Below are 17,768 nucleotides of genomic sequence, written 5' to 3'. Positions count from 1 at the left end.
CGCCGCCTCACAGATATTTGGTGAGCTGCTTCAGCTCTTTGAGCGTGTCCCTGGTCGGTTCGCCGCCTTCGACAAGGCAATGCTCCATATGGTCGTGGATCAGCTCGCGCTTGGCATTGCCGACCGCGCTTTCGACGGCGTGGAGCTGTTGCGCGAGGTCAAGGCAGGACCGACCCTGCTCGAACATGGTGAGCACGGCGGCGAGATGGCCATGCGCTCGCTTGAGCCGGGCGATGATATTGGGATGGGAGCTGTGTATCGTCATGGCAATATCCTATCCCCCAGGGTGGGATATTGCCATGACGATACGCCTCGAACTCTCGAGGCTAGCCCGCGGCAGGGCTGGACTCGCCGCCCAGCCGAGCGTGCCCGCTGGCAGATGCTCGCCGACGCAGCAGGTCCTTGGCCCGCGGAGCAGTCTCTGCCGCGAAATCCCGATTTCATGTGATCAACCGGCTGCGGCGAGCGGCAGCCCGCGGCAACCAAATGCTTGGTTTGCCGTTTATTTTAGCGGCTGCCGCCACCTATCGTGGGGCCAGGCGGCTCCGGCGGCGAGAGACCGCGCGAAAGGAGGCCGCAATGACACGGCCCGCAGTGGAGATAGGCGACCGGGTGGCTGTCATCGCCACCGTAATCGAGCGCATCAAGGACCGCGTGATGCTGAAGCTCGACGGCGATGGTCATAATTATTCGATGGCCGAGCCCAATGCGAAGCCAGGCGACAAGCTCAGACTCGAAGGCGACGTCGTGCATGTCGATGAGGATCTCGGACGCACGACCGTGCAGGTGCTGGGACGCGTGACGGTCGACACCAACTCGGTCGAAATGGTGACGAGGCGTTGCGACCTCGACCATATCGGCTCGAACGTGCCCGGCCACCCTCGCCCGCGCACCCCGCCGAGACCACACGGGTCAAACCGGTAGCAGAGGCGCGATCCTCCTCGCCGTGAAGCGGTGGCCTGCCTTAGTGACGCTTGAAATACTGCACCTCGCGTTCGTGCTTTTCTGCCGCTTCGCGGGACTTGAAGGTGCCCAGGTTGCGGCGCTTGCCGGTTCTGGGATCGACTTTGCGCGAATAGAGCCGGTATTCACCGGATTTCAGCTTGCGGATCATGGCGGTCTCCTTGTGAACCAGGACTCTAATCCGCCTGGGGCCCTCGCGGTTCCGAGCAGGGCCTTGCCGCCCAGTCACGGCCCGCCGGCAAAAAAAGCGCTGCTGTCGGTGAACCATTTCACGGACGCAAACGACCCAATGTCGGAAGCGACACCGTAACGACACGATTGAGTCGGATTATTTGTATTCAAATGACTTTCGCGACGTTATGCCGATGTCGCTGAAGTGCCGGATCTGAGGAGGGTGAGATGGTTACGGCGAAGCTTCACGGCGTTGAACTCGTCAGGGGCCAGAAGTGGACGGTGCGCGTCACCGCCTACGGCACAACGCTCATCTTTCCATTCGAAGCCGAGCAATATGCGCGCTCCTATGCCGATGGCCAGGCCTTCCGCCTCGGCGTCGAGGTTGTCGAACTGAAGGATTGCGCCTGAGGGGCCGAGCCGGCCATCGCTGAATGGCCTCAAGACCCGCACAGCTATAGAATAGGCGCATGTCGGCTTTCGACTCGGCAAAGCAATGGGCGCGAGGGATCAAGCGCGATGTGATGGCGCTGTGGATTGCGGCCCGCGATCCGCGTGTCCCCTGGTATGCAAAAGCCACAGCGGGTGCGGTCGCGGCCTATGCGCTGAGCCCCGTCGATCTTATCCCGGACTTCATCCCCATAATCGGCTACCTGGACGACTTGGTGATCGTGCCTGTCGGCATCATGCTGGCGGTCAAGCTGGTCCCGGCCGATCTGATGCAGGAATTCCGCGAAGAGGCGGTGAGACGCGAGAAGCCGGTGAGCAAGGCCGGGCTCGCCTTCATGATCGCGCTCTGGGTGCTGGCGGCGCTGGCGCTCACTTGGCTGTTCTGGCCAAAGCCAGCCTGAATGCTTCGGGGCCCGACCAGACGGCGTCGATTGCATTGGCCTGGCGCGGCCATCTTTAGATTAGCGACATCTTGTATTTGTTGTAAATCAGGGTCATGCTTTTGGCGCGCGCGAAACCACATGCGCAGTGTGTAGGCTCAAAAGGTCAAGCGTGATGCAATTCGCAGTTTGCTACGACCACAGCGGGTTCGATTTGGCGCGGTCGATCCTCTTCGATGTCACGGCGTTCTTTGCGCTGATGGCGCCATTGGCGATCGCGCGACTGATCGAGATATCCCGACAGGACGCCGTCCGGCTACAGCCCGCCTGAAGCCTGAAAGGCACGGAATTCCTAATCGTCGAGGGCGACCTTTCGGGTCGGCAAGTCGCCGAGCAATGCCGAACAGTCGATCACCTCCTGGAAGTGAGCCTGCGGATCGAGCACGAGCCATGAAGCGTGGGTGCGAAGATCCTTCAGCCTGGCATTCTTTTGCGCACGCGCCAGGCGCTCCGCCTCGGAAGCCTGAAAAGGGCTTTCGGCCTTGTGATGGTGAGGAGTCCTCGACATCGCGGCGGAAAACGCGCCGACTCCCCTTTTCGTTCCGCGAAAGCGGATGACCCTCTGCGCATTGCAATGACCCGTGGGGCCAAGGCTGCCAGTTGCTCCCGATGCGACAAACGAGCGGAAAGTGCCGGACCGGCGGTTGGGGTAGCCCGGCTTGCCTTGGCGGTAAAAGAGTACGGCTCTTTGACTGGCAAGCCGGGCTGAAGCGCCGACCTTTGGGTTTCCTTGGGGGGAGCCGGCGCAGGGATAGAGTGTCGGTTTCCCGCTGCGCCCGCAATTGTTGCTGAGGTCCTACGCGCCGGCGCAATGGTCCGACCGGTTGGAAGCCGCGGTGCCGCAATTCCAAGGCTGAAAACCGCGCAGACCTTCCTGGAATTGCTTCAGGCGCCCGAGCGCTCAAACTCGTGTAAGACGGCCGTCTTCTTGAAGCGCTCTTTTGACGAAAAGCTCGGCGTGTTGCGCCCATTCCGCTTCCGCGACGTCATTCTCGCGAACGGACTGCCTGAAAGCTTCCCGCAGCGCCTCGAGCTCAAAAATCGACAACCGCTGGTTTCTTTTTTGCTTTTTTTCGCCGACGTCCATACTGCGTTGCCAACAGCGTGATGAAGCCCATTGTATATGCGGCGGTTGTTCGACCCATCAACAGCTTGATCCTGACTTCTTTTGGGGGCAAATTTTTGCCGCGACGTCCGCAGTTCATGTCGGGAAAGAGGGCCAGCCCGCCGATATGGACGGTTGCAAGCCGGGCCGCCCGCGAGAGGTCGCCGCTATATGTCTACATCCACAACGATCGATGAAGAAACCGCACCAGGCCAAGGCATCAGCGGTGTGGCGCTTTATCCCGCGGGGCATATGCCGTTGGTCCGGAGCCGGGGCTTGATTGGTGGTTGCGGCATTGCAAAAGAACCCGCGATTTCAGGTGGCAGCCGGCCCGCGTCTCCTCCGTCAACAGGAATGGCGCTGGCTTTGCCGCCCGGCGGAGCAAGCAGCCTCCTTGCTTGCGAATCAAAGCCCACCCGTCGGCGTGCGCCCAAACCTGCTCTGCCATTAACCTTCCCCACGGGCACGGACCAAGGTCGGTGTCGCAATTGCCTCCCCTCACCTATACTGTCGCGGACGGGTGGGTGAATGGTGCCGATGTTTGGGAGGTATTTAACACGACCTGCACGAATCTGGAGCGGGCTCTCTCTGGCCTGGCAGTTCGTGATCGCGGGCGGTATCGGCCTTCTGGCGGTGATGCTCGTGGTTGGGCTGTGGGTGACATCGCAGATCCGTGACGGGGTCCTGCACAATTCCGCCGCCACCACCGCGCTCTATGTCGACAGCGTGATCGCACCCTTGCTGCCCGATATGCGCAAGAGCCAGGAACTCGACGACACCGTCAAGCGCGCGCTGGACGAGACGCTGGGCCAGGGCGCGCTCGGGAAAAGGCTGGTCTCGTTCAAGCTGTGGCGGCGCGACGGAACGATTCTCTACTCCAAGGATGCCAGCCTGATCGGCAAGCAGATCAGGCCCAACGCCAACCTCATCGCCGCTTTCGCCGGCAACGTCATGGTCAAATACAACAGGCTCGAGGACGAGGAAGACGACAAGGAGCGGTCGATGGGCGTTCCGCTGCTCGAAATCTACAACCCGGTGCGCGAGCCGTGGTCCGGCGAGGTCGTGGCGGTCAGCGAATTCTACGAATTATCCGGCGACTTCGAGGAATCGCTCCACTCAGCTCTGCTGTGGACATGGCTGGTGGTGGCGGCCGCCACCGCCGCGGCGCTTGCCCTGCTCTCCGGCATCGTTTTCCGCGGCAGCCGCACCATCGTCACGCAGCAGGCTGCGCTCGAGGCCAAGGTTTCCGAATTGCAGACGGCCCTGGCGCAGAACTCGTCGCTGCGCCAGCGCGTTCAACGCGCCTCGCGCCGCGCCACAGCGATCAACGAGCGGTATCTAAGGCGCATCGGCGCCGACCTGCATGACGGACCGGCGCAACTGGTGGCGCTTGCCGCGCTGAGGATGGACAGCCCGGCGCTGGTCGACCCGGCCACGTCCAGCCAGCTGCGCGAAGCCGAGATCGCCGGCATACACAAGACGCTCGGCGAAGCGATGCGCGAGATACGCGGCATCTGCAACGGGCTGGTGCTGCCGCAGATCGAGGCGCAGGCCATCGCAGACATTTTGCGGCTGGCGGTAGCCGAGCATGAGCGCCGCACCAGCACCAAGGTGTTGCTAACCCTGCCTGAGCGCTTGCCGGAACTCGGCACCTCGGAAAAGATAAGCGTCTATCGCTTCGTGCAGGAAGGCCTGAACAACGCCTTCCGGCATGGCAAGGGCAAGGGCCAGCAGGTCAGAGCCACGACGAAAGGCGGCAAGCTTTTGGTCGAGGTGATGGATTCGGGTCCCGGCTTCGACCCGGCCCGAAGCGAGGGCCTTGGGCTTGCGGGCCTCAGGGAACGCATCGAAAGCATAGGCGGGCAGTTCGAGACGCTGTCCGGCCCGGAAGGAACAAGACTGGTGATTGCCTTGTCTGTCGAGGAGCAACCGTGAGCACATCCATCCGCATCGCAATAGTGGACGACCACCCCCTGTTTCGCGAGGGCGTGGCGCGCAGCCTCGGCGAAATCGGCGGCTTCGAGCTTGTCGGCGAAGGCGCCAGCGCCGAGGACGCCGAAAGGCTGGCGCGCGCCAGCGCGCCCGATATTCTCCTGCTCGACATCAGCATGCCCGGCGGCGGTCTCAACGCGCTCGCCAGTATCCTTTCAGCGATGCCCGAACAGAAGATCGTCATGCTCACGGTATCGGAGACCAATGCCGATGTCGCCCAGGCGCTGAAGGCCGGCGCGCGCGGCTATGTACTGAAAGGCGTGGGCTCCAAGGCGCTGGCCGAGATCCTGCGCGATGTCGCCAACGGCCAGAGCTACGTATCGCCGAGCCTTTCGGCCAGGCTGCTCTCCGACCTTTTGCAACCCACCGGCAGCAAGCCCGATCCGCTCAGTCAGCTCACCGGCCGCGAGGCCGAGATCCTGAAACTGGTCGCCGAAGGGCTGAGCAACAAGGAGGTAGCCGCCCGGCTGTCGCTGCAGGAGAAGACGGTCAAGCATCACATGACCAGGGTGCTCGCCAAGCTCAACGTGCGCAACCGCACCGAGGCGGCGCTGCTGATGCATGAGGCGAGGGAAAGGCACTAAGGTACTGGGGAATTTAAGAATTGAGGAATTGAGGAATTGAGGAATCGGGGGAACTGGATAAGAGAGGACTCTTCAGTTCTTCAATTCCCCAGTTCTTCAACTCTCAACGCTCACAAGTTCAGCAGGCGCGACAGGTCCTCCTCCGTCGCCTGCCGTTCGATGATGGTGCGGCCTTGCGCATCCGTCATCTCGAAACGGCCGTTCTGGACCTGCTCCTTCATACCGTTGCGATGAATGACGGTGACCTTATCGCCGTCGATCGAAAGCGTGTCGCCGGTCGCGGCATTGGTGTAGCTATTCTTGCCGCCGGGATTGGTATTGCCCTTGCCGCTGTTGTTGCCCGGCCCGGCATTGGGGTTGCTCGCGCCGGCATTGCTATTGCCGTTGTCGCCCTGGCCATTGCTGTTGCCGTTGTCGCCACTATTGCCGGAATTCGAGCCGCCGGCCGAGCCGGAATTACCGCTGCCGCCGCCTCCACCACCGCCGTTCCCCCCGTTGCCGCCATTGCCGTTACCGGCGGCGGTGGCTGCGGCAATCCTCGGCGCGCCGTCAAAGGTGATGTGCCAGGGCGCAAAGATCAGCACCAGCGCGCTAAACACACGCAGCGCGAGCCAGGCGAGCCTGCTGAAGGGGCGGTTTCGCATATCTTCTCTTCGTTCCGGTCCCACTTCCGCATGGCTGAAGCTCCGCTCACGGCACAGACGAGGCGGAACCGGTGTGTTGATCCGGGCGAGAATTCACATTCCGGCGGGGCGACGAAAGCGGCCCACGACCCTTGCCCCCACCCGTCGGACCATTTCCGGCGCCATAGCTGACCAATGTCGCAACGGACAGGCTTTCCCGGCGCAAAAAATTACCCCCGCACGAAGGCGGGGGCAAGGTGAGTAGCCAAGTTCCATCGCAAGACGATCAGGACCGCAGAGACGAAGCAAAAGGTGGCAACCTGATTTTGCAGCGCTGACCTTCGGTCCCTTAAGATCTAATCCGGATAAAACCTCACTCCCACAAACTCTGTCTCACAAGTTCTTCAGGCGATTGAGATCGGCCATGGTAGCCCTGCGGTCGACGATGGTGCGTCCGTACTTGTCTTCCATCCTGAACCGGCCGTTCTCGATCGTCTCCTTCATTCCATTGCGGTGCGTGACCTGGATGCTGCTGCTAGTGGCCTCGACCTTGTCGCCGGTAACGGCGTTCACATGACTATCGACATCCGCGGTGCCTGCCGCGCTGCTGCTCGCGCCGTTATTGCTCTTGCCGTTGTTGCTGCCGCTATTGCTGTTTCCGTTGTTGCCGCCGCTATTGCCGTTTCCACTGTTGCCGCCGCTATTTCCGCCACCGTTCCCGCTGTTGCCGCCGCCGCTTCCGTTTCCACCACCGCTGCCGCCATGACCACCGCCGCCTTTGTCGGCATAGGCCTTGGTCACGACGAGACCATCGACGGAGAGACTGACAGGCGCGACGACAAGCGCCAACGCAGCCAGCGCTGGCAAGACTAGCCTGCAGCCCCCGCGCGATGTGCGCATTCGGTTCTCCCCATGCCAGCCCTTCAGCCCGTCGGCCGAACTACCCCACCGGCAATATCGCAGCATAAGCATCCCCAATCAGCAGTGCATAAGGAAGTGGCCCACGACCCATGTCTTGTCCATTCGGACCTATTGCAATTTTGTTATAGGACTTAGGTCTTATTTCAACCACCGGATGCGGTCGGATGTTGCCGCCACGGGGGTGTTTTTCCAAAGCCAACCAACCCCTTAACGAGCTGCGGGTGCCGAAGCGGTTCACCGTTTCACGGAAACGGCAAACCATCGCACGTCCTTGTTTCGAAGCAGCTCAGGATGGATTACCGCCGCGAGGCGCCGAGCCTGCCGTTTTGCGCATTGTCCGGGATTGCCCCGGTCCGAAAGATGGATTCAGGCCGGCAAAGGCACCGGCCGCCGCGCCGCGACCGCCGTGCCGAAGGCGGCAGCAATGACGGCAGCGACGCCCGCGCATTGCAAAAGGTTGAGCTTCTCATGCAGAAACAGGAAGCCGGTCAGCGCGCCGCCCGCCGGCTCCAGGCAAACCAGCATGCCGTAGACCTTGGCCGGCATGCGCGCCAGCACCAGCATTTCCAGATAGAAGGGGAGCGCGCTGGAGAACAGGCCGACCACGGCCGCGCCCGCCATGATGTGCGGGTCGGCGAGATAGGGTTGAGCGGCGCTGAAGCCGAAAGGCAGCGCCAACACAGCGGCGATCGCCATGCCATAGGCGGAGGTGCGCACGCCGACCTCGGCGCCGGCCTTCTGCGCGAAGATGATGTAGAGCCCCCAGCAGGCGCCCGCTGCGAGCGCCAGCACCACCCCCAGCGGATCGAGCCCGCTTCTGGCATCGGCAAAGGGCGAGAGCAACACGATGCCGGTTATCGCGAGCGCCACCCAGACGAGGTCGAGCATGCGCCGGGAGCCGAGCATAGCGACGAGCAGCGGCCCGGTGAATTCGAGCGCCACGCAGATGCCGAGCGGAATGCGCTGGAGCGCTGCGTAGAACAGCATGTTCATGGCACAGACCGTGATGCCGTAGGCGGCGAGCCAAGGCAGGGTTTTCCGCGAGGGCAGCACCTTCCAGGGCCTCAGCACCGCCGCCAGCATCAGCGCGCCGATGGCGAGCCTCAGCATGGTCGTGCCTTCCGAGCCCAGCACCGGGAACAGCCCCTTGGCAAAGGCGGCGCCGACCTGAACCGACAGGATGGCGCCGAGCAGCCCCAGAACGGGCATTGCGCCGACATGGGTTTCCGGCTTCGCGGTCTGCGTCGAGATCAATCCTGGCTCCATCCCTGGTTCGGGAATGGAGATAGGGCGCGGGCACCACGCTGTCGTGAGGCAGTGCGGGGCGGATGGTGGGACAAGAGAGTGAGGTTTACGCCTTCGTCATCCTGGCGCGGAGCAAGGAGCGAAGCGACGCGCGCAGACCCAGGGTCATGCCATGGCGCTAAAGCGTTGCAACGCGCACGGAATTCCGGACCGCCGCGCTCCAAGTCGAAGGTAACGGCGTGAATCCTGGGATCAAGCCGAGGACGAAGCGTTGGCGCAGGCCCCCACTCCGGCCGCAGCACGGCAACCTCTCCCCCGCCTTTGGCGAGGGAGAGAAAATGCGCCGGCGTTATCCCGCCATGGCGAGCGGCGCGGCGCTCTTGTTGGGGATCTGGATGTCGATCTCCAGCGTCGACATGGTCGCGCCGCGGTCCATAGAGACCTGGAGGTAGTCCTGGTCGATCTGCACATGCTTGGCGATGACCGCCATGATCTCCTCGCGCAGGATGGAGACGAGATCCGGCTGGCCGCGGCTCTGGCGCTCATAGGCGAGCAGCAGCTGCAGCCGCTCGCGCGCCACGGGCGCGCTGGTGCGCCGCTTGAAGAGATCGAGGATGCTCATGCGGCCCTCCTTCCGAGAAGCCGGTCGAGGAAGCCCTTGCGTTCGAAGGGGACGACCACCGGCAGGTCCTCACCTTCCAGGCGTCTTGCCGCTTCGAGGTAAGCCTTTGCGGCACCATTGAGCGGTTCCGAGAGCGTGACGGGCGAGCCAAGATTGGAGGCCCGCAGCACATCCTGGCTTTCCGGGATGATGCCGAGCAGCGGCGTCGAGAGGATCTCCAGCACGTCGTCGATCGACAGCATCTCGCCGCGCGCGGCGCGCGCCGCGTCATAGCGCGTGACCAGCACGTGTTTTTGCACCAGCTCGCCCTGCTCGGCCTTCATGGTGCGAGCGTCGAGCAGGCCGATGATGCGGTCGGAGTCGCGCACCGACGAGACTTCCGGATTGGTGACGATGACCGCCTCGTCGGCGAAGCGCATGGCGAGCTGGGCGCCGCGCTCGATGCCGGCCGGGCTGTCGCAGAAGACATAGTCGAATACCGATCGCAGCCGGGCGATGACTTCCGCCACACCCTCTTCGGTCAGCGCGTCCTTGTCGCGCGTCTGCGAGGCGGGCAGCAGGTAGAGAGTCTCCAGCCGCTTGTCGCGGATCAGCGCCTGCGAAAGCTTCGCCGTCCCCTGGATAACGTTGACGAGGTCGAACACCACGCGGCGCTCGGCGCCCATGATGAGGTCGAGGTTTCTCAGGCCGACGTCGAAATCGACCAGCGCCACCTTCTTGCCTGTCCTGGCCACGGCGGCGCCGAGCGCGGCCGTCGAGGTTGTCTTGCCGACGCCCCCCTTGCCCGATGTGACCACGACTACCTTGCCCATATATCCAGCCTCCATTGGCGGTTTTTATTCTCTGGCCGTGCCAGGCACGGCGGGATCTTTCGCTTTTGGTGCACATCGTTCTCCCAAGACCGCTGCAACTGGGGGCGACATGCACTGATAACCTTCGCACGCGAAACCGGTCCGAAGCTTGCGGCCAAGAACTCAGCCGAGCGGCACCACGCACAACGCATCATTGTCGAGGAAGGCCTGCACGGCCTTGCCGCGCGACACCCCTTCCATCTCCTCGGCCGTGGTGTACCAGCCGTCGACGGCGAGCAGCTCGGCCTCGTTCTTGCGGCAGAAAATGCGCGCCGAAATATTGCCTTCCGAGCCGGCGATCGCCCGGCCGCGCAACGTGCCATAGACATGGATCGAACCGCCGGCGACGATTTCCGAGCCGGACGCGACCGAGCCCAGCACGACCACGTCGCCATGCGGATGGAAGACCGACTGCCCGGAGCGGATCGGCGCCTTGATCATCAGCGTGCCGGCGGCAGGCGCCGGCACGGCGCCCTGCCCTGGCTTTTCCGGTTCGGCCTGAGCCGGCTCGATCCTGACCGCTTCCAGCCTTGCCAGTTCGGGATCCACCGGCTCATCACCGGCCGCTTGCAGAACCTCGGCGGGCGCCGCCGCCTGGATCGTTTCCCGGGTCACTTCGGCCCGCTCCCCGGCGACGGCCATTTCCAGCTCTTCCGCCCGCGCCTTGCGCGCGGCCCGGCCAAGCAGCCCCTCGGCGGTCGCCTCCTTGGCGCCGGCCAAGAGCGGGGGCAATTCAGACCCGAGCTCGGCGCCTTCGAGCTCGATGGCATAGACGCGGATGCCGCGCGAACCGAGCACGCCGACAAGCGCTGCGATCTCCTCCGGCCCCGGCTGCAAGGTGTTCAAATCCAGCACCACCGGGCGGCCGTTGAAATAGCCGGGCGAATTGGCGATCCAGTGATCCAACCCCTCCAGCCAGTCGGCGATCGGCGCTTCCGGCGTCAGCGTGAAAGCGACGAAGGAACGGGCGCGAAAGCGGATCGATTTGTTGTGCAAAGGGGCGGCGAAGGTCACGTCCGGGCGAATCCTTACTCAATGGTTAAAGGGTGCCGGGCTAATGGTTAACAAAAGGTTAATTTTGGGGATTGGAGCCGTTAATAGCTGACGCGGCTAACTGCTGTGGCCGGGCGGTCACAAGACCAGCCGCCGCCCCGCAATTCGCCGAAGATCGAGGCTCCGACGAGCCAGGCGTGTGAAGCGCCTAATATACGAAGCGACGCGCGCGGACCATCTTCTTACCCGGAACTTTCCACTCTCTTCAGGGAGGAGACGGGCATGGGCATTGACCGGCTAGACAGCAAGCGAGCAGGCAAGACAGGTGCCGCAATGGCAGTCCTGATGGTGTTTGCAGGATGCATGACACACCAGCCGAGCGGAATAGACGTATACCAGACGAGCAGCACAGACCAATGGCTGACGACCGCCGACGCTGACAAGGTCGTCAGCGCGATGAGCGCCAAGGGAATGATGCCGGCAACCATCGACTGCCGGTTCGACAACACCGCGCAAGGCCAGGTGGCCTACCGCTCGAAATTCACCTGGAAGCAGGCGCCTGCCAACACGCGCTACCACTGGGAAGTCGGCGACCCAACCTACCTCGCAAGCAAGGACGTCGCATCCAACAGGGCGGGTCTGAGGCCGGTTTTCGCAAAGACCGCGCGGGACCCGGCGACGGGGCAGAAGGTCGGCTGCTCGATCTGGGCGAGCAGCAGCTAGAGAAGCGAATTGCCGATCGGCGATCGAACCTCTGCACAAGTCGCGGTCGGCAGCTCAACGGCTCTCATTTGCTGCGGTTTTGCTGGCCAGACAGGAAACAAAGGCGCACGATACGATCTCGCTGGTGCGGCGAGGACAGTCCGGCTTGATCTCTTGCTGAGTAGGTCGGGCTGTCCAGGAGCCTCTCCTTGGTCTTGCATGCGAGCGGGGCCTTTGCGGCTGGTTTCCCGCCGACTGCCTAGCGTCGTATCACTCAAGCCTATCTTTGCGTTCGCCCACCCGTTCGCTCACAACAAACAGTGCTTGCCATGTTGCGCGCCGCGGCCTAAGCGCAGTGATGGCAAATGAAAAATTCGACCAGTCGGTGACGATCATCGTTGATCCGGCCGGCGGACGGGAGGCAATCGGCGATGCCGCCGCCTGCCTGGACTTCCTGCTTCGAAGATGGCGCGGCAAGCGAAGCGACAAGCACCGCGCAGCCATTCAGGCCTGCACGGATGTAAACAGCGGGCGCCGACCGGCTTCATTCGCGCGCAAGGCGTTCATAGCAGCCGCCCGCGAGGCGGCTATTCTTGTGACGCCTTAAGGCTGCTCGCGCGGTCTGAAATTCTTACTTTCGATGTCGATGATCTCGCCGCAATTTTCACACTCCATCTGGGTGTGAGCGCGTATCCAGCCCACACGCGTTTTCGCCTGGTGATGGCACCGCGGGCACTCCACATCGATTTCGAAGTGATCGGACTCTCGTTGTGTCATTGCGGTTCCAAGGCCGGCCTGCCTAACGACATTATCGGTTGTCAGTGCTCCCCTCCCGCTCGTCTTCCGGATCCACCACTTTCTCTTTCGCCACCTTGGCCGCGAGCTTCGCCTCTTTCTTTGCCGCCTTCGCCTGATCGCGTTTGCTGCGCTCGTATCGGTAGTTGGGTTTCATCGCCATGGTGTTTTTTTCCGGTTTAGGCAATTTGCGCCTTGGGATTTGGACATGCCCAGGAGCGGGAAAGACAGTTCGCGAGACATAAGGCCCAAGCAAGAGGCACTTGTCAGGCGGCCATCATGTCAAATCAGGCGATTGCGTTCTGCGATCTGACGTGCCCGCCGCAAGGTGCCGTCAGTGTCGGCGAGCTTGCGCCTTGCTGCCTCGTCCTTCCTGACCGTCAGCCGCGCGGACATGATGCTTGAGGGACTGACGGTCGGCTTGATCGCGGCGGGCGGCGCCTCGGGGGTTTTCATGGAACGCATCGGCATTATCCTTTCTTGTAGCAGCCAGGGCTAAGGCTATTCGCGGCTGCGCGCTTTTGCCTGCGACATTGGCTTCCTGCCTATCGGAAGCCGGAGGCCGTGAGCGTGTAGGAGTTTCGGCGCTCGCGCGCATATGCTTTGCTGGCGGCATCCTGGATGGAACTGCGCAAGGCGTCGAATGCCGAAAGATATGCCATCTCGGCCGTTTCCTTGCCCCCAGCATCGCCAAATGTCCCAAGGACCTCGACCTCGACGAAGAAGCGGACCTGCAACATACCATCATGGCCCATGAAGCAGACGGCGCGGCGCGTTTGATCGAAACTCCGGCTGGGATTTGGAAAGGCGAGCGTCATGGGTTGCCCACCCGTGTTTCAGCGTGTTCAGCTGCTGCCGGCCGGGTTCTATTCCATTCCTTTCGAGCCTCGACGTTGCGACGGTTGAGATCCAGCATGCTCGTCGTCGCATGCGCACGCGTCAGCCCGACCATCGGAGCGCCGTCGACATGCGCCGGAATCCCGGTGAAGACATGGTAGACGGTCCAGGAATGATCCGCTTCGACGCGGCGGCCGTATTGATGATCCCTGAAGGCGTGACCCGACAAGCCTCTGTTGTTTGGCGAACAGCCGGATACCGCCTTGTGGCCCGCCTCGGTCTCGCCCTTGGCCATGGACCTGTTCATACCTGTCTTTCCTCGCCTTCCTGCGCGGCGATAATCTCCGAATAAAGCGCCGCGCCGTCAGCTTCGGAGATCGTGACCGCATCCGGCCACTGCGGCATGTTCAGCGTCCTCGCCAGAAGCCGCGCGATCTCGATTGCATCCTCGAGACCCGTTGCAAGCACCGTCTCGCGGCCGATGACGGCATGCGCGTCATCGCTGACGCGCGTGCGATAGAATTCAATCACGACCTTCATCGAGACCCGCCGCGCGATGGCATCGAGCCCTTCGCGCCGAGGCCGGCGCCTTGATTGAACGGGCTCTCAGGCCTGGTCGGAATTCTTCCCTGCTTCGGCGTCCTCATCTCGCGATTGGAGCGTTGCCGTCCCTTGACCATGTCCGAACGTCCTTTCGATCAGCATCAGGCCGGGATCCGAGGCCGGGGTTCCGGCCGATTCCAGCCTATCCTCGGTCACCACGCGCTCATGCGGTTCGGTGTCGCTGCGGATGCGGTATTGCGGCGAGTTTTCTTTTGGCGGCAGCGTGCCGGTGACGTGGTAGACTTCCGCGGTCAATGTCCGGAAATCTCCCTTCAGACGGACCGCTTGTCCGATGTCGAACAAGCGCGGCGGGGCGCCGTGCCGTATCGGCCGTGTGTTGCGCTGCATAAGGCTTGTCATGATGGTCTCCGGTCGTCTTCGAGCGCCGCCTCGAGAGAGGCCGGTTGATCGATGCTTTTACCGTGCGAACCCCATTGTGCGGAGGATCGCCGGCAGGTGAATGAAAGAGGCCGCGTTGCGTCGCGGGAAAGACCCTTCCGGGCCTCCTCGTCGAGATCGGTAGATACTCTGCGGTCGCGGCGCGTCTGAAGCGCGGCAGCACCAAGGAGAGCCGAAGCAGACGACGACGGTGGACGCGATGCGAATGGCCACGATTGCAGCTTTCCCGTGAAAACATGCTAGGATGGACTTCCGCGTTATTCAGTCGAACCGCTGGAACGATTTGCGGTGCTGCCAGTACATCCGTGGTCAGCGCCCTGCGTCGTTCCAGGGTTCAAACGAGCAAGCTGCCGCGCCGGACCGGCGCAACGCTTCGCTGTCGAAAATTCGGAAAGGATTGGCGCGGCTCCGACGGGGCGAAAGCCAAACTCAACCAAATCAACACTTTTTGTATGCGCCTCAATTGCGCTCAAAGCAAGACTTACACGTCTATTATTTTTTTCCCGGGCAAATAGAAATCTCGGATCCGAGCCTGAAACAGCGGTAAATCGATTTCTAGGCGCTCGCCTAAAATCTTCGGATTATTTCACCCAAACATTTTTGAGCTTCCCTGGAATTATTTTTTCACTCCTATCCGCCACAACCAAAGCCATCTACAAGGCGATAGGCTTGGCCCAGAAAAAGGCCACCGAAATCCGGGCACATAGCGGCTATATGGTCGTCCGGGCATCGCTTCCTCCGAGGCGTTTGCGTTAAACGGTGAACCGCCATAGGTCACTCTCCGGACGCCACCTTGGGCTCCGCGCGAGATCCGCGCCCCTCCGACCGGGCCAAGCCGCGGATAGCCGGGCCGTTGAGCACCGTACCGTCCGGCGCGAACTGCGAGCCGTGGCAGGGGCAATCCCAGCATTGCTCGGTCGAATTCCAGTGCACGATGCAGCCGAGATGCGTGCAACTGGCCGAATGCCGGTGCAGCTTGCCGTCGCGGTCGCGGCACACGGCGAACTTGCTCAAGCCGTCCTGAAGGATGCCGCCTTCGCCAGGCTTGAGGTCGCCGGCCGACTTGACCTCACCGGGCAGCAAGTAGCCGGCGAGGTTCTTCACTGTTGTAAGGTTCTCATTGACGTAGTGCGCGAGCGCGGCGGGCGGCTTCCGGTCGGGGGCGTAGACGGCTTCCCAGGGGTTCGATCCGTCCACGATCAGATCGCGGATCAGCAGTCCGGCCAATGCACCATGCGTCATGCCCTGGCCGGAGTCGCCGGTGGCCATGAAGACATTGCCGTTGCCGGGGCTTCGGCCGATGAAGCCGCAATAATCGATCGTTTCGAGAACCTGACCGGACCACCGCGCTCTTTCTCCGCCAAGATCGGGCACCAATGCCCTGATCCATGCTTCAAGCGCGGCAAAGCGTGCCTCGCCGTCATCCGCTTCGCCCGATTTGTGATCGCGGCCGCCGGCGATGAGACAGTCCGTCTTGCCGGGGCCGGGATTGAGGCGGACGTAGTAATAGGGATCGTCCATGTCCCAGTAGAGGGCATCCGGGAGGGTTCCCCTGGCGATCTCGAAAGCCATGGCATAGGTGCGGTAAGGCGCCATCTTGCTATGGATCTTGACCCATGTGTTGATCGGGGAATTGGTGGCAAACACCGCGTTCGAAGCCGTGACGGTGTAGTCGCCGTCGCATTTCAGGCGAATCTGCTCCCCCTCCTCGATCTCGATGACGGCGCTGTCGGCGAATGCCTTGCCGCCTCGCTTCTCGAAATCAGCCAGCAGGGCGCGCAAATATTTCAGCGGGTGGAAGGTGGCCTGTCCGGGGTAGCGCAGGATGGGCGCCGATTCATGACCCTTGAGAGGCACGCCTTTGCCATGTTCAGCCTCGGCGCCGATCTTAGCCGCAGCCGCATACTCCTTATTGCATTCTCTGGCGGCCTGCTTCTCGTCCATCCATGCGGCCGGGAAAAGGAAGCCGTCCAGCCGCCGGAAATCGCAGTCGATCTCCAGGCTGGCAACGTGCCGCTCGATGCGGTTGACGGCGGCTTGCTGGCTCTCCTGAAATCCGCGCGCCAGAGCCTCGCCGCGCATGTCGATCAGCGCGCTCAAGCCATCGTCGCAGATCGGCGCCAGATGGGCGGTCGTGCGCGATGTCATGCCTCCGAGCAACGGGCCGCGATCCACGAGCACCACCTTGCGTCCTGCCAGCGCCAGTTCATAGGCAATCGAAACCCCGGCGATGCCGGCACCAACGACGGCCACATCGCAATGTTCGTGCCGATCGAGGCGGGGCGCGCCGGGCACGCTGGCGTCGAGCATCCAAAACGATCTGGTCGCTTCGCTGCTGACGTTCATCGCGTGCCCCGTCGAGACGATATCGGACGGCCGGCGGCCAATGCTGCGCAGCGCGGGTTGTAGGTCATCATGACCGGCTCCATCCTCGCGGCTAGGTGCTCTTGAGCGTTCCGTTCATCCCGTTCGGGTAAAAGCCGCCCTTGCTCACACCCGATTGGTCGGTCAGATAAACAATGCGCAGCACCTCCTGCGGGGTCCTTGTGAAGGCAATCGCATCCGGCGTCGAAGGAACGAAGTTGGCCTTGCCGTCGACGTGAATGCCCTGGTCCTTGTCATCGGGCCCGTCGATCTTGTCGCGTGCGTCGGAAATCGCATTCGCCGCCTTCCAGGCCTTCTCGCCCATGCGATAGAGCGACGACCGCGCCATCCCCATGTGGTAGGCCTCGACCGCGAGAATTCCAGCCGCGGCTGCCAGGAATTCCTTGTTCTTCAGGACGGTTGCCGCACCGGCGTAGGCGGTGACGCCGACATCCTCGAACAGCATGCCGCCAAGCACGAAGTTCATCTGGTTGCCGAAGGGGTCGAAGTCGGCACCCAACCCGGCCGCCTTGGCGACCGCGGCAAAGCCGGCATCAAAATCGATCGCCGGCCGGTCCACCGCATTCGACGCCAGGGTCTTGCGGTAGAACCTGACATGGGCAAGTTCATTTTCCGCGACTTCCCGCAAAAATTCAGCCAGTGCGGGTGTTTCGAAGGTAACCTTCTTGCCGCCGACGACGTCGCCGGGCTTGGAACCGGCATCTGAATCGTCGATGCCTTTTCCTGTGGTGCCCCGCAGGTAGTATTCGGCCTCCATATATTCCAGGTTCAGCGCGAACCGGAAAATGTCTTCGTCCTTAATGTCATCCTGTGCGAAAGCAGGCGAAACGGGGACGACGCCGGTCGCTGAAGCGAGCGTCGCTCCGAGACCAATTTGCAATGCGTCGCGGCGAGAAACATGAATTGAGGGCGTGGCACGGATCATAGCTTCCTCCCGAAGCCCGCCATGAACCGGTGTGGCCTCAAACGAGCGGGCCGTTCCGTCAACTCCGCTAAACGCGGAATGTTCCTGAACTGAGCCGGTATGGTTGTGGACCCGGGCGATTCGATGGGCGTGCCGGCGTGACTCCTGGGCTGCGGTTCCTCT

25 protein-coding genes are annotated in these 17,768 nt (G+C 62.5%); 8 read left to right on the top strand and 17 right to left on the bottom strand.

Annotated features, from left to right (window positions below):
* Positions 1–7: 7 nt before the first annotated feature.
* Complete coding sequence (locus LB526_RS11770; protein ID WP_224627731.1) at positions 8–265, bottom strand: metal-sensing transcriptional repressor; 258 nt, start codon at positions 263–265, stop codon at positions 8–10.
* A gap of 314 nt (positions 266–579) precedes the next feature.
* Between LB526_RS11770 and LB526_RS11765 the strand changes: the two genes are divergently transcribed.
* Positions 580–924, top strand: a complete 345-nt coding sequence (locus LB526_RS11765; protein WP_224627729.1) for a hypothetical protein — start codon at positions 580–582, stop codon at positions 922–924.
* A gap of 40 nt (positions 925–964) precedes the next feature.
* Here the strand turns inward: LB526_RS11765 and LB526_RS11760 are convergent, their stop codons facing one another.
* Positions 965–1,114 carry a hypothetical protein gene (locus tag LB526_RS11760; RefSeq protein ID WP_095770090.1) on the bottom strand — a complete coding sequence of 50 codons (150 nt, stop codon included), beginning with the start codon at positions 1,112–1,114 and terminating at the stop codon, positions 965–967.
* Positions 1,115–1,362: 248 nt separating this feature from the next.
* Between LB526_RS11760 and LB526_RS11755 the strand changes: the two genes are divergently transcribed.
* The gene (locus tag LB526_RS11755) at positions 1,363–1,545 is read left to right on the top strand and encodes a hypothetical protein (protein WP_036258067.1); all 183 of its coding nucleotides are present in this window, start codon (positions 1,363–1,365) and stop codon (positions 1,543–1,545) included.
* A 59-nt stretch (positions 1,546–1,604) separates the two neighbouring features.
* Positions 1,605–1,985, top strand: coding sequence for a YkvA family protein (locus tag LB526_RS11750; protein ID WP_224543956.1), 381 nt, complete (start codon positions 1,605–1,607; stop codon positions 1,983–1,985).
* A 331-nt stretch (positions 1,986–2,316) separates the two neighbouring features.
* Here the strand turns inward: LB526_RS11750 and LB526_RS11745 are convergent, their stop codons facing one another.
* Positions 2,317–2,532, bottom strand: coding sequence for a hypothetical protein (locus tag LB526_RS11745; RefSeq protein ID WP_140846827.1), 216 nt, complete (start codon positions 2,530–2,532; stop codon positions 2,317–2,319).
* Between the two features lie 303 nt (positions 2,533–2,835).
* Between LB526_RS11745 and LB526_RS11740 the strand changes: the two genes are divergently transcribed.
* From LB526_RS11740 to LB526_RS11730, 3 genes are all read left to right on the top strand, one after another.
* Positions 2,836–3,132: a hypothetical protein gene (locus LB526_RS11740; RefSeq protein ID WP_140846839.1), complete on the top strand. Its 297-nt coding sequence runs from the start codon at positions 2,836–2,838 to the stop codon at positions 3,130–3,132.
* A gap of 534 nt (positions 3,133–3,666) precedes the next feature.
* Positions 3,667–5,064: a sensor histidine kinase gene (locus LB526_RS11735; protein ID WP_224607395.1), complete on the top strand. Its 1,398-nt coding sequence runs from the start codon at positions 3,667–3,669 to the stop codon at positions 5,062–5,064.
* A complete protein-coding gene (locus LB526_RS11730) occupies positions 5,061–5,705 on the top strand; it encodes a response regulator (protein WP_224524745.1) in 645 nt (214 codons plus the stop codon). The genes LB526_RS11735 and LB526_RS11730 overlap by 4 nt, the downstream gene beginning before the upstream one ends.
* 110 nt (positions 5,706–5,815) lie before the next feature.
* Here LB526_RS11730 and LB526_RS11725 read toward each other — a convergent pair whose 3' ends face one another.
* From LB526_RS11725 to minC, 6 genes are all read right to left on the bottom strand, one after another.
* Positions 5,816–6,349, bottom strand: coding sequence for a hypothetical protein (locus LB526_RS11725; protein WP_224627727.1), 534 nt, complete (start codon positions 6,347–6,349; stop codon positions 5,816–5,818).
* Between the two features lie 372 nt (positions 6,350–6,721).
* Positions 6,722–7,228: a hypothetical protein gene (locus tag LB526_RS11720; RefSeq protein ID WP_095770097.1), complete on the bottom strand. Its 507-nt coding sequence runs from the start codon at positions 7,226–7,228 to the stop codon at positions 6,722–6,724.
* Positions 7,229–7,615: 387 nt separating this feature from the next.
* Positions 7,616–8,503 carry an EamA family transporter gene (locus LB526_RS11715; protein WP_224627725.1) on the bottom strand — a complete coding sequence of 296 codons (888 nt, stop codon included), beginning with the start codon at positions 8,501–8,503 and terminating at the stop codon, positions 7,616–7,618.
* Between the two features lie 340 nt (positions 8,504–8,843).
* Entirely contained in the window at positions 8,844–9,116 is a 273-nt protein-coding gene (minE, locus tag LB526_RS11710) for a cell division topological specificity factor MinE (RefSeq protein ID WP_042638296.1), read from the bottom strand.
* Positions 9,113–9,928 carry a septum site-determining protein MinD gene (gene minD / locus LB526_RS11705; protein ID WP_095770099.1) on the bottom strand — a complete coding sequence of 272 codons (816 nt, stop codon included), beginning with the start codon at positions 9,926–9,928 and terminating at the stop codon, positions 9,113–9,115. Before minD ends, minE begins: the two co-directional genes overlap by 4 nt.
* Before the next feature lie 162 nt (positions 9,929–10,090).
* A complete protein-coding gene (gene minC, locus LB526_RS11700; RefSeq protein ID WP_224627724.1) occupies positions 10,091–10,981 on the bottom strand; it encodes a septum site-determining protein MinC in 891 nt (296 codons plus the stop codon).
* A 261-nt stretch (positions 10,982–11,242) separates the two neighbouring features.
* On the opposite strand from minC, the gene LB526_RS11695 reads away from it, so the two are divergent.
* Together LB526_RS11695 and LB526_RS11690 are read left to right on the top strand one after the other, a co-directional pair.
* A complete protein-coding gene (locus LB526_RS11695; RefSeq protein ID WP_224607389.1) occupies positions 11,243–11,683 on the top strand; it encodes a hypothetical protein in 441 nt (146 codons plus the stop codon).
* 337 nt (positions 11,684–12,020) lie between these two features.
* Positions 12,021–12,269, top strand: coding sequence for a DUF982 domain-containing protein (locus LB526_RS11690; RefSeq protein WP_095770102.1), 249 nt, complete (start codon positions 12,021–12,023; stop codon positions 12,267–12,269).
* Positions 12,270–12,470: 201 nt separating this feature from the next.
* Here the strand turns inward: LB526_RS11690 and LB526_RS11685 are convergent, their stop codons facing one another.
* The 8 genes from LB526_RS11685 to LB526_RS11650 all read right to left on the bottom strand — a co-directional run bounded on the left by LB526_RS11685 (position 12,471) and on the right by LB526_RS11650 (position 17,606).
* Positions 12,471–12,620 carry a hypothetical protein gene (locus tag LB526_RS11685; protein ID WP_181181241.1) on the bottom strand — a complete coding sequence of 50 codons (150 nt, stop codon included), beginning with the start codon at positions 12,618–12,620 and terminating at the stop codon, positions 12,471–12,473.
* Positions 12,621–12,739: 119 nt separating this feature from the next.
* Entirely contained in the window at positions 12,740–12,928 is a 189-nt protein-coding gene (locus LB526_RS11680; RefSeq protein WP_224627723.1) for a hypothetical protein, read from the bottom strand.
* 74 nt (positions 12,929–13,002) lie between these two features.
* Positions 13,003–13,275: a DUF1488 domain-containing protein gene (locus tag LB526_RS11675; RefSeq protein WP_224627720.1), complete on the bottom strand. Its 273-nt coding sequence runs from the start codon at positions 13,273–13,275 to the stop codon at positions 13,003–13,005.
* Positions 13,272–13,589 (bottom strand): hypothetical protein, encoded by a 318-nt coding sequence (locus tag LB526_RS11670; RefSeq protein ID WP_224627718.1) that lies wholly within the window; start codon positions 13,587–13,589, stop codon positions 13,272–13,274. Before LB526_RS11670 ends, LB526_RS11675 begins: the two co-directional genes overlap by 4 nt.
* A gap of 8 nt (positions 13,590–13,597) precedes the next feature.
* Positions 13,598–13,834, bottom strand: coding sequence for a hypothetical protein (locus tag LB526_RS11665; protein WP_140545023.1), 237 nt, complete (start codon positions 13,832–13,834; stop codon positions 13,598–13,600).
* A gap of 66 nt (positions 13,835–13,900) precedes the next feature.
* Positions 13,901–14,257 carry a hypothetical protein gene (locus LB526_RS11660; protein ID WP_224543968.1) on the bottom strand — a complete coding sequence of 119 codons (357 nt, stop codon included), beginning with the start codon at positions 14,255–14,257 and terminating at the stop codon, positions 13,901–13,903.
* 813 nt (positions 14,258–15,070) lie between these two features.
* A complete protein-coding gene (locus LB526_RS11655) occupies positions 15,071–16,642 on the bottom strand; it encodes an FAD-dependent oxidoreductase (protein ID WP_224627716.1) in 1,572 nt (523 codons plus the stop codon).
* A 91-nt stretch (positions 16,643–16,733) separates the two neighbouring features.
* On the bottom strand, positions 16,734–17,606 hold the full coding sequence (locus tag LB526_RS11650) for a ferritin-like domain-containing protein (RefSeq protein WP_224627715.1): 873 nt from the start codon (positions 17,604–17,606) through the stop codon (positions 16,734–16,736).
* Positions 17,607–17,768 lie beyond the last annotated feature (162 nt).

It is taken from the genome of Mesorhizobium sp. CA6, assembly GCF_020165035.1.
In the GTDB taxonomy this organism is placed as follows: domain Bacteria; phylum Pseudomonadota; class Alphaproteobacteria; order Rhizobiales; family Rhizobiaceae; genus Mesorhizobium.
Note: the sequence above shows the minus strand (reverse complement) of the source record. Positions and strands in the feature narration are given on the sequence as shown.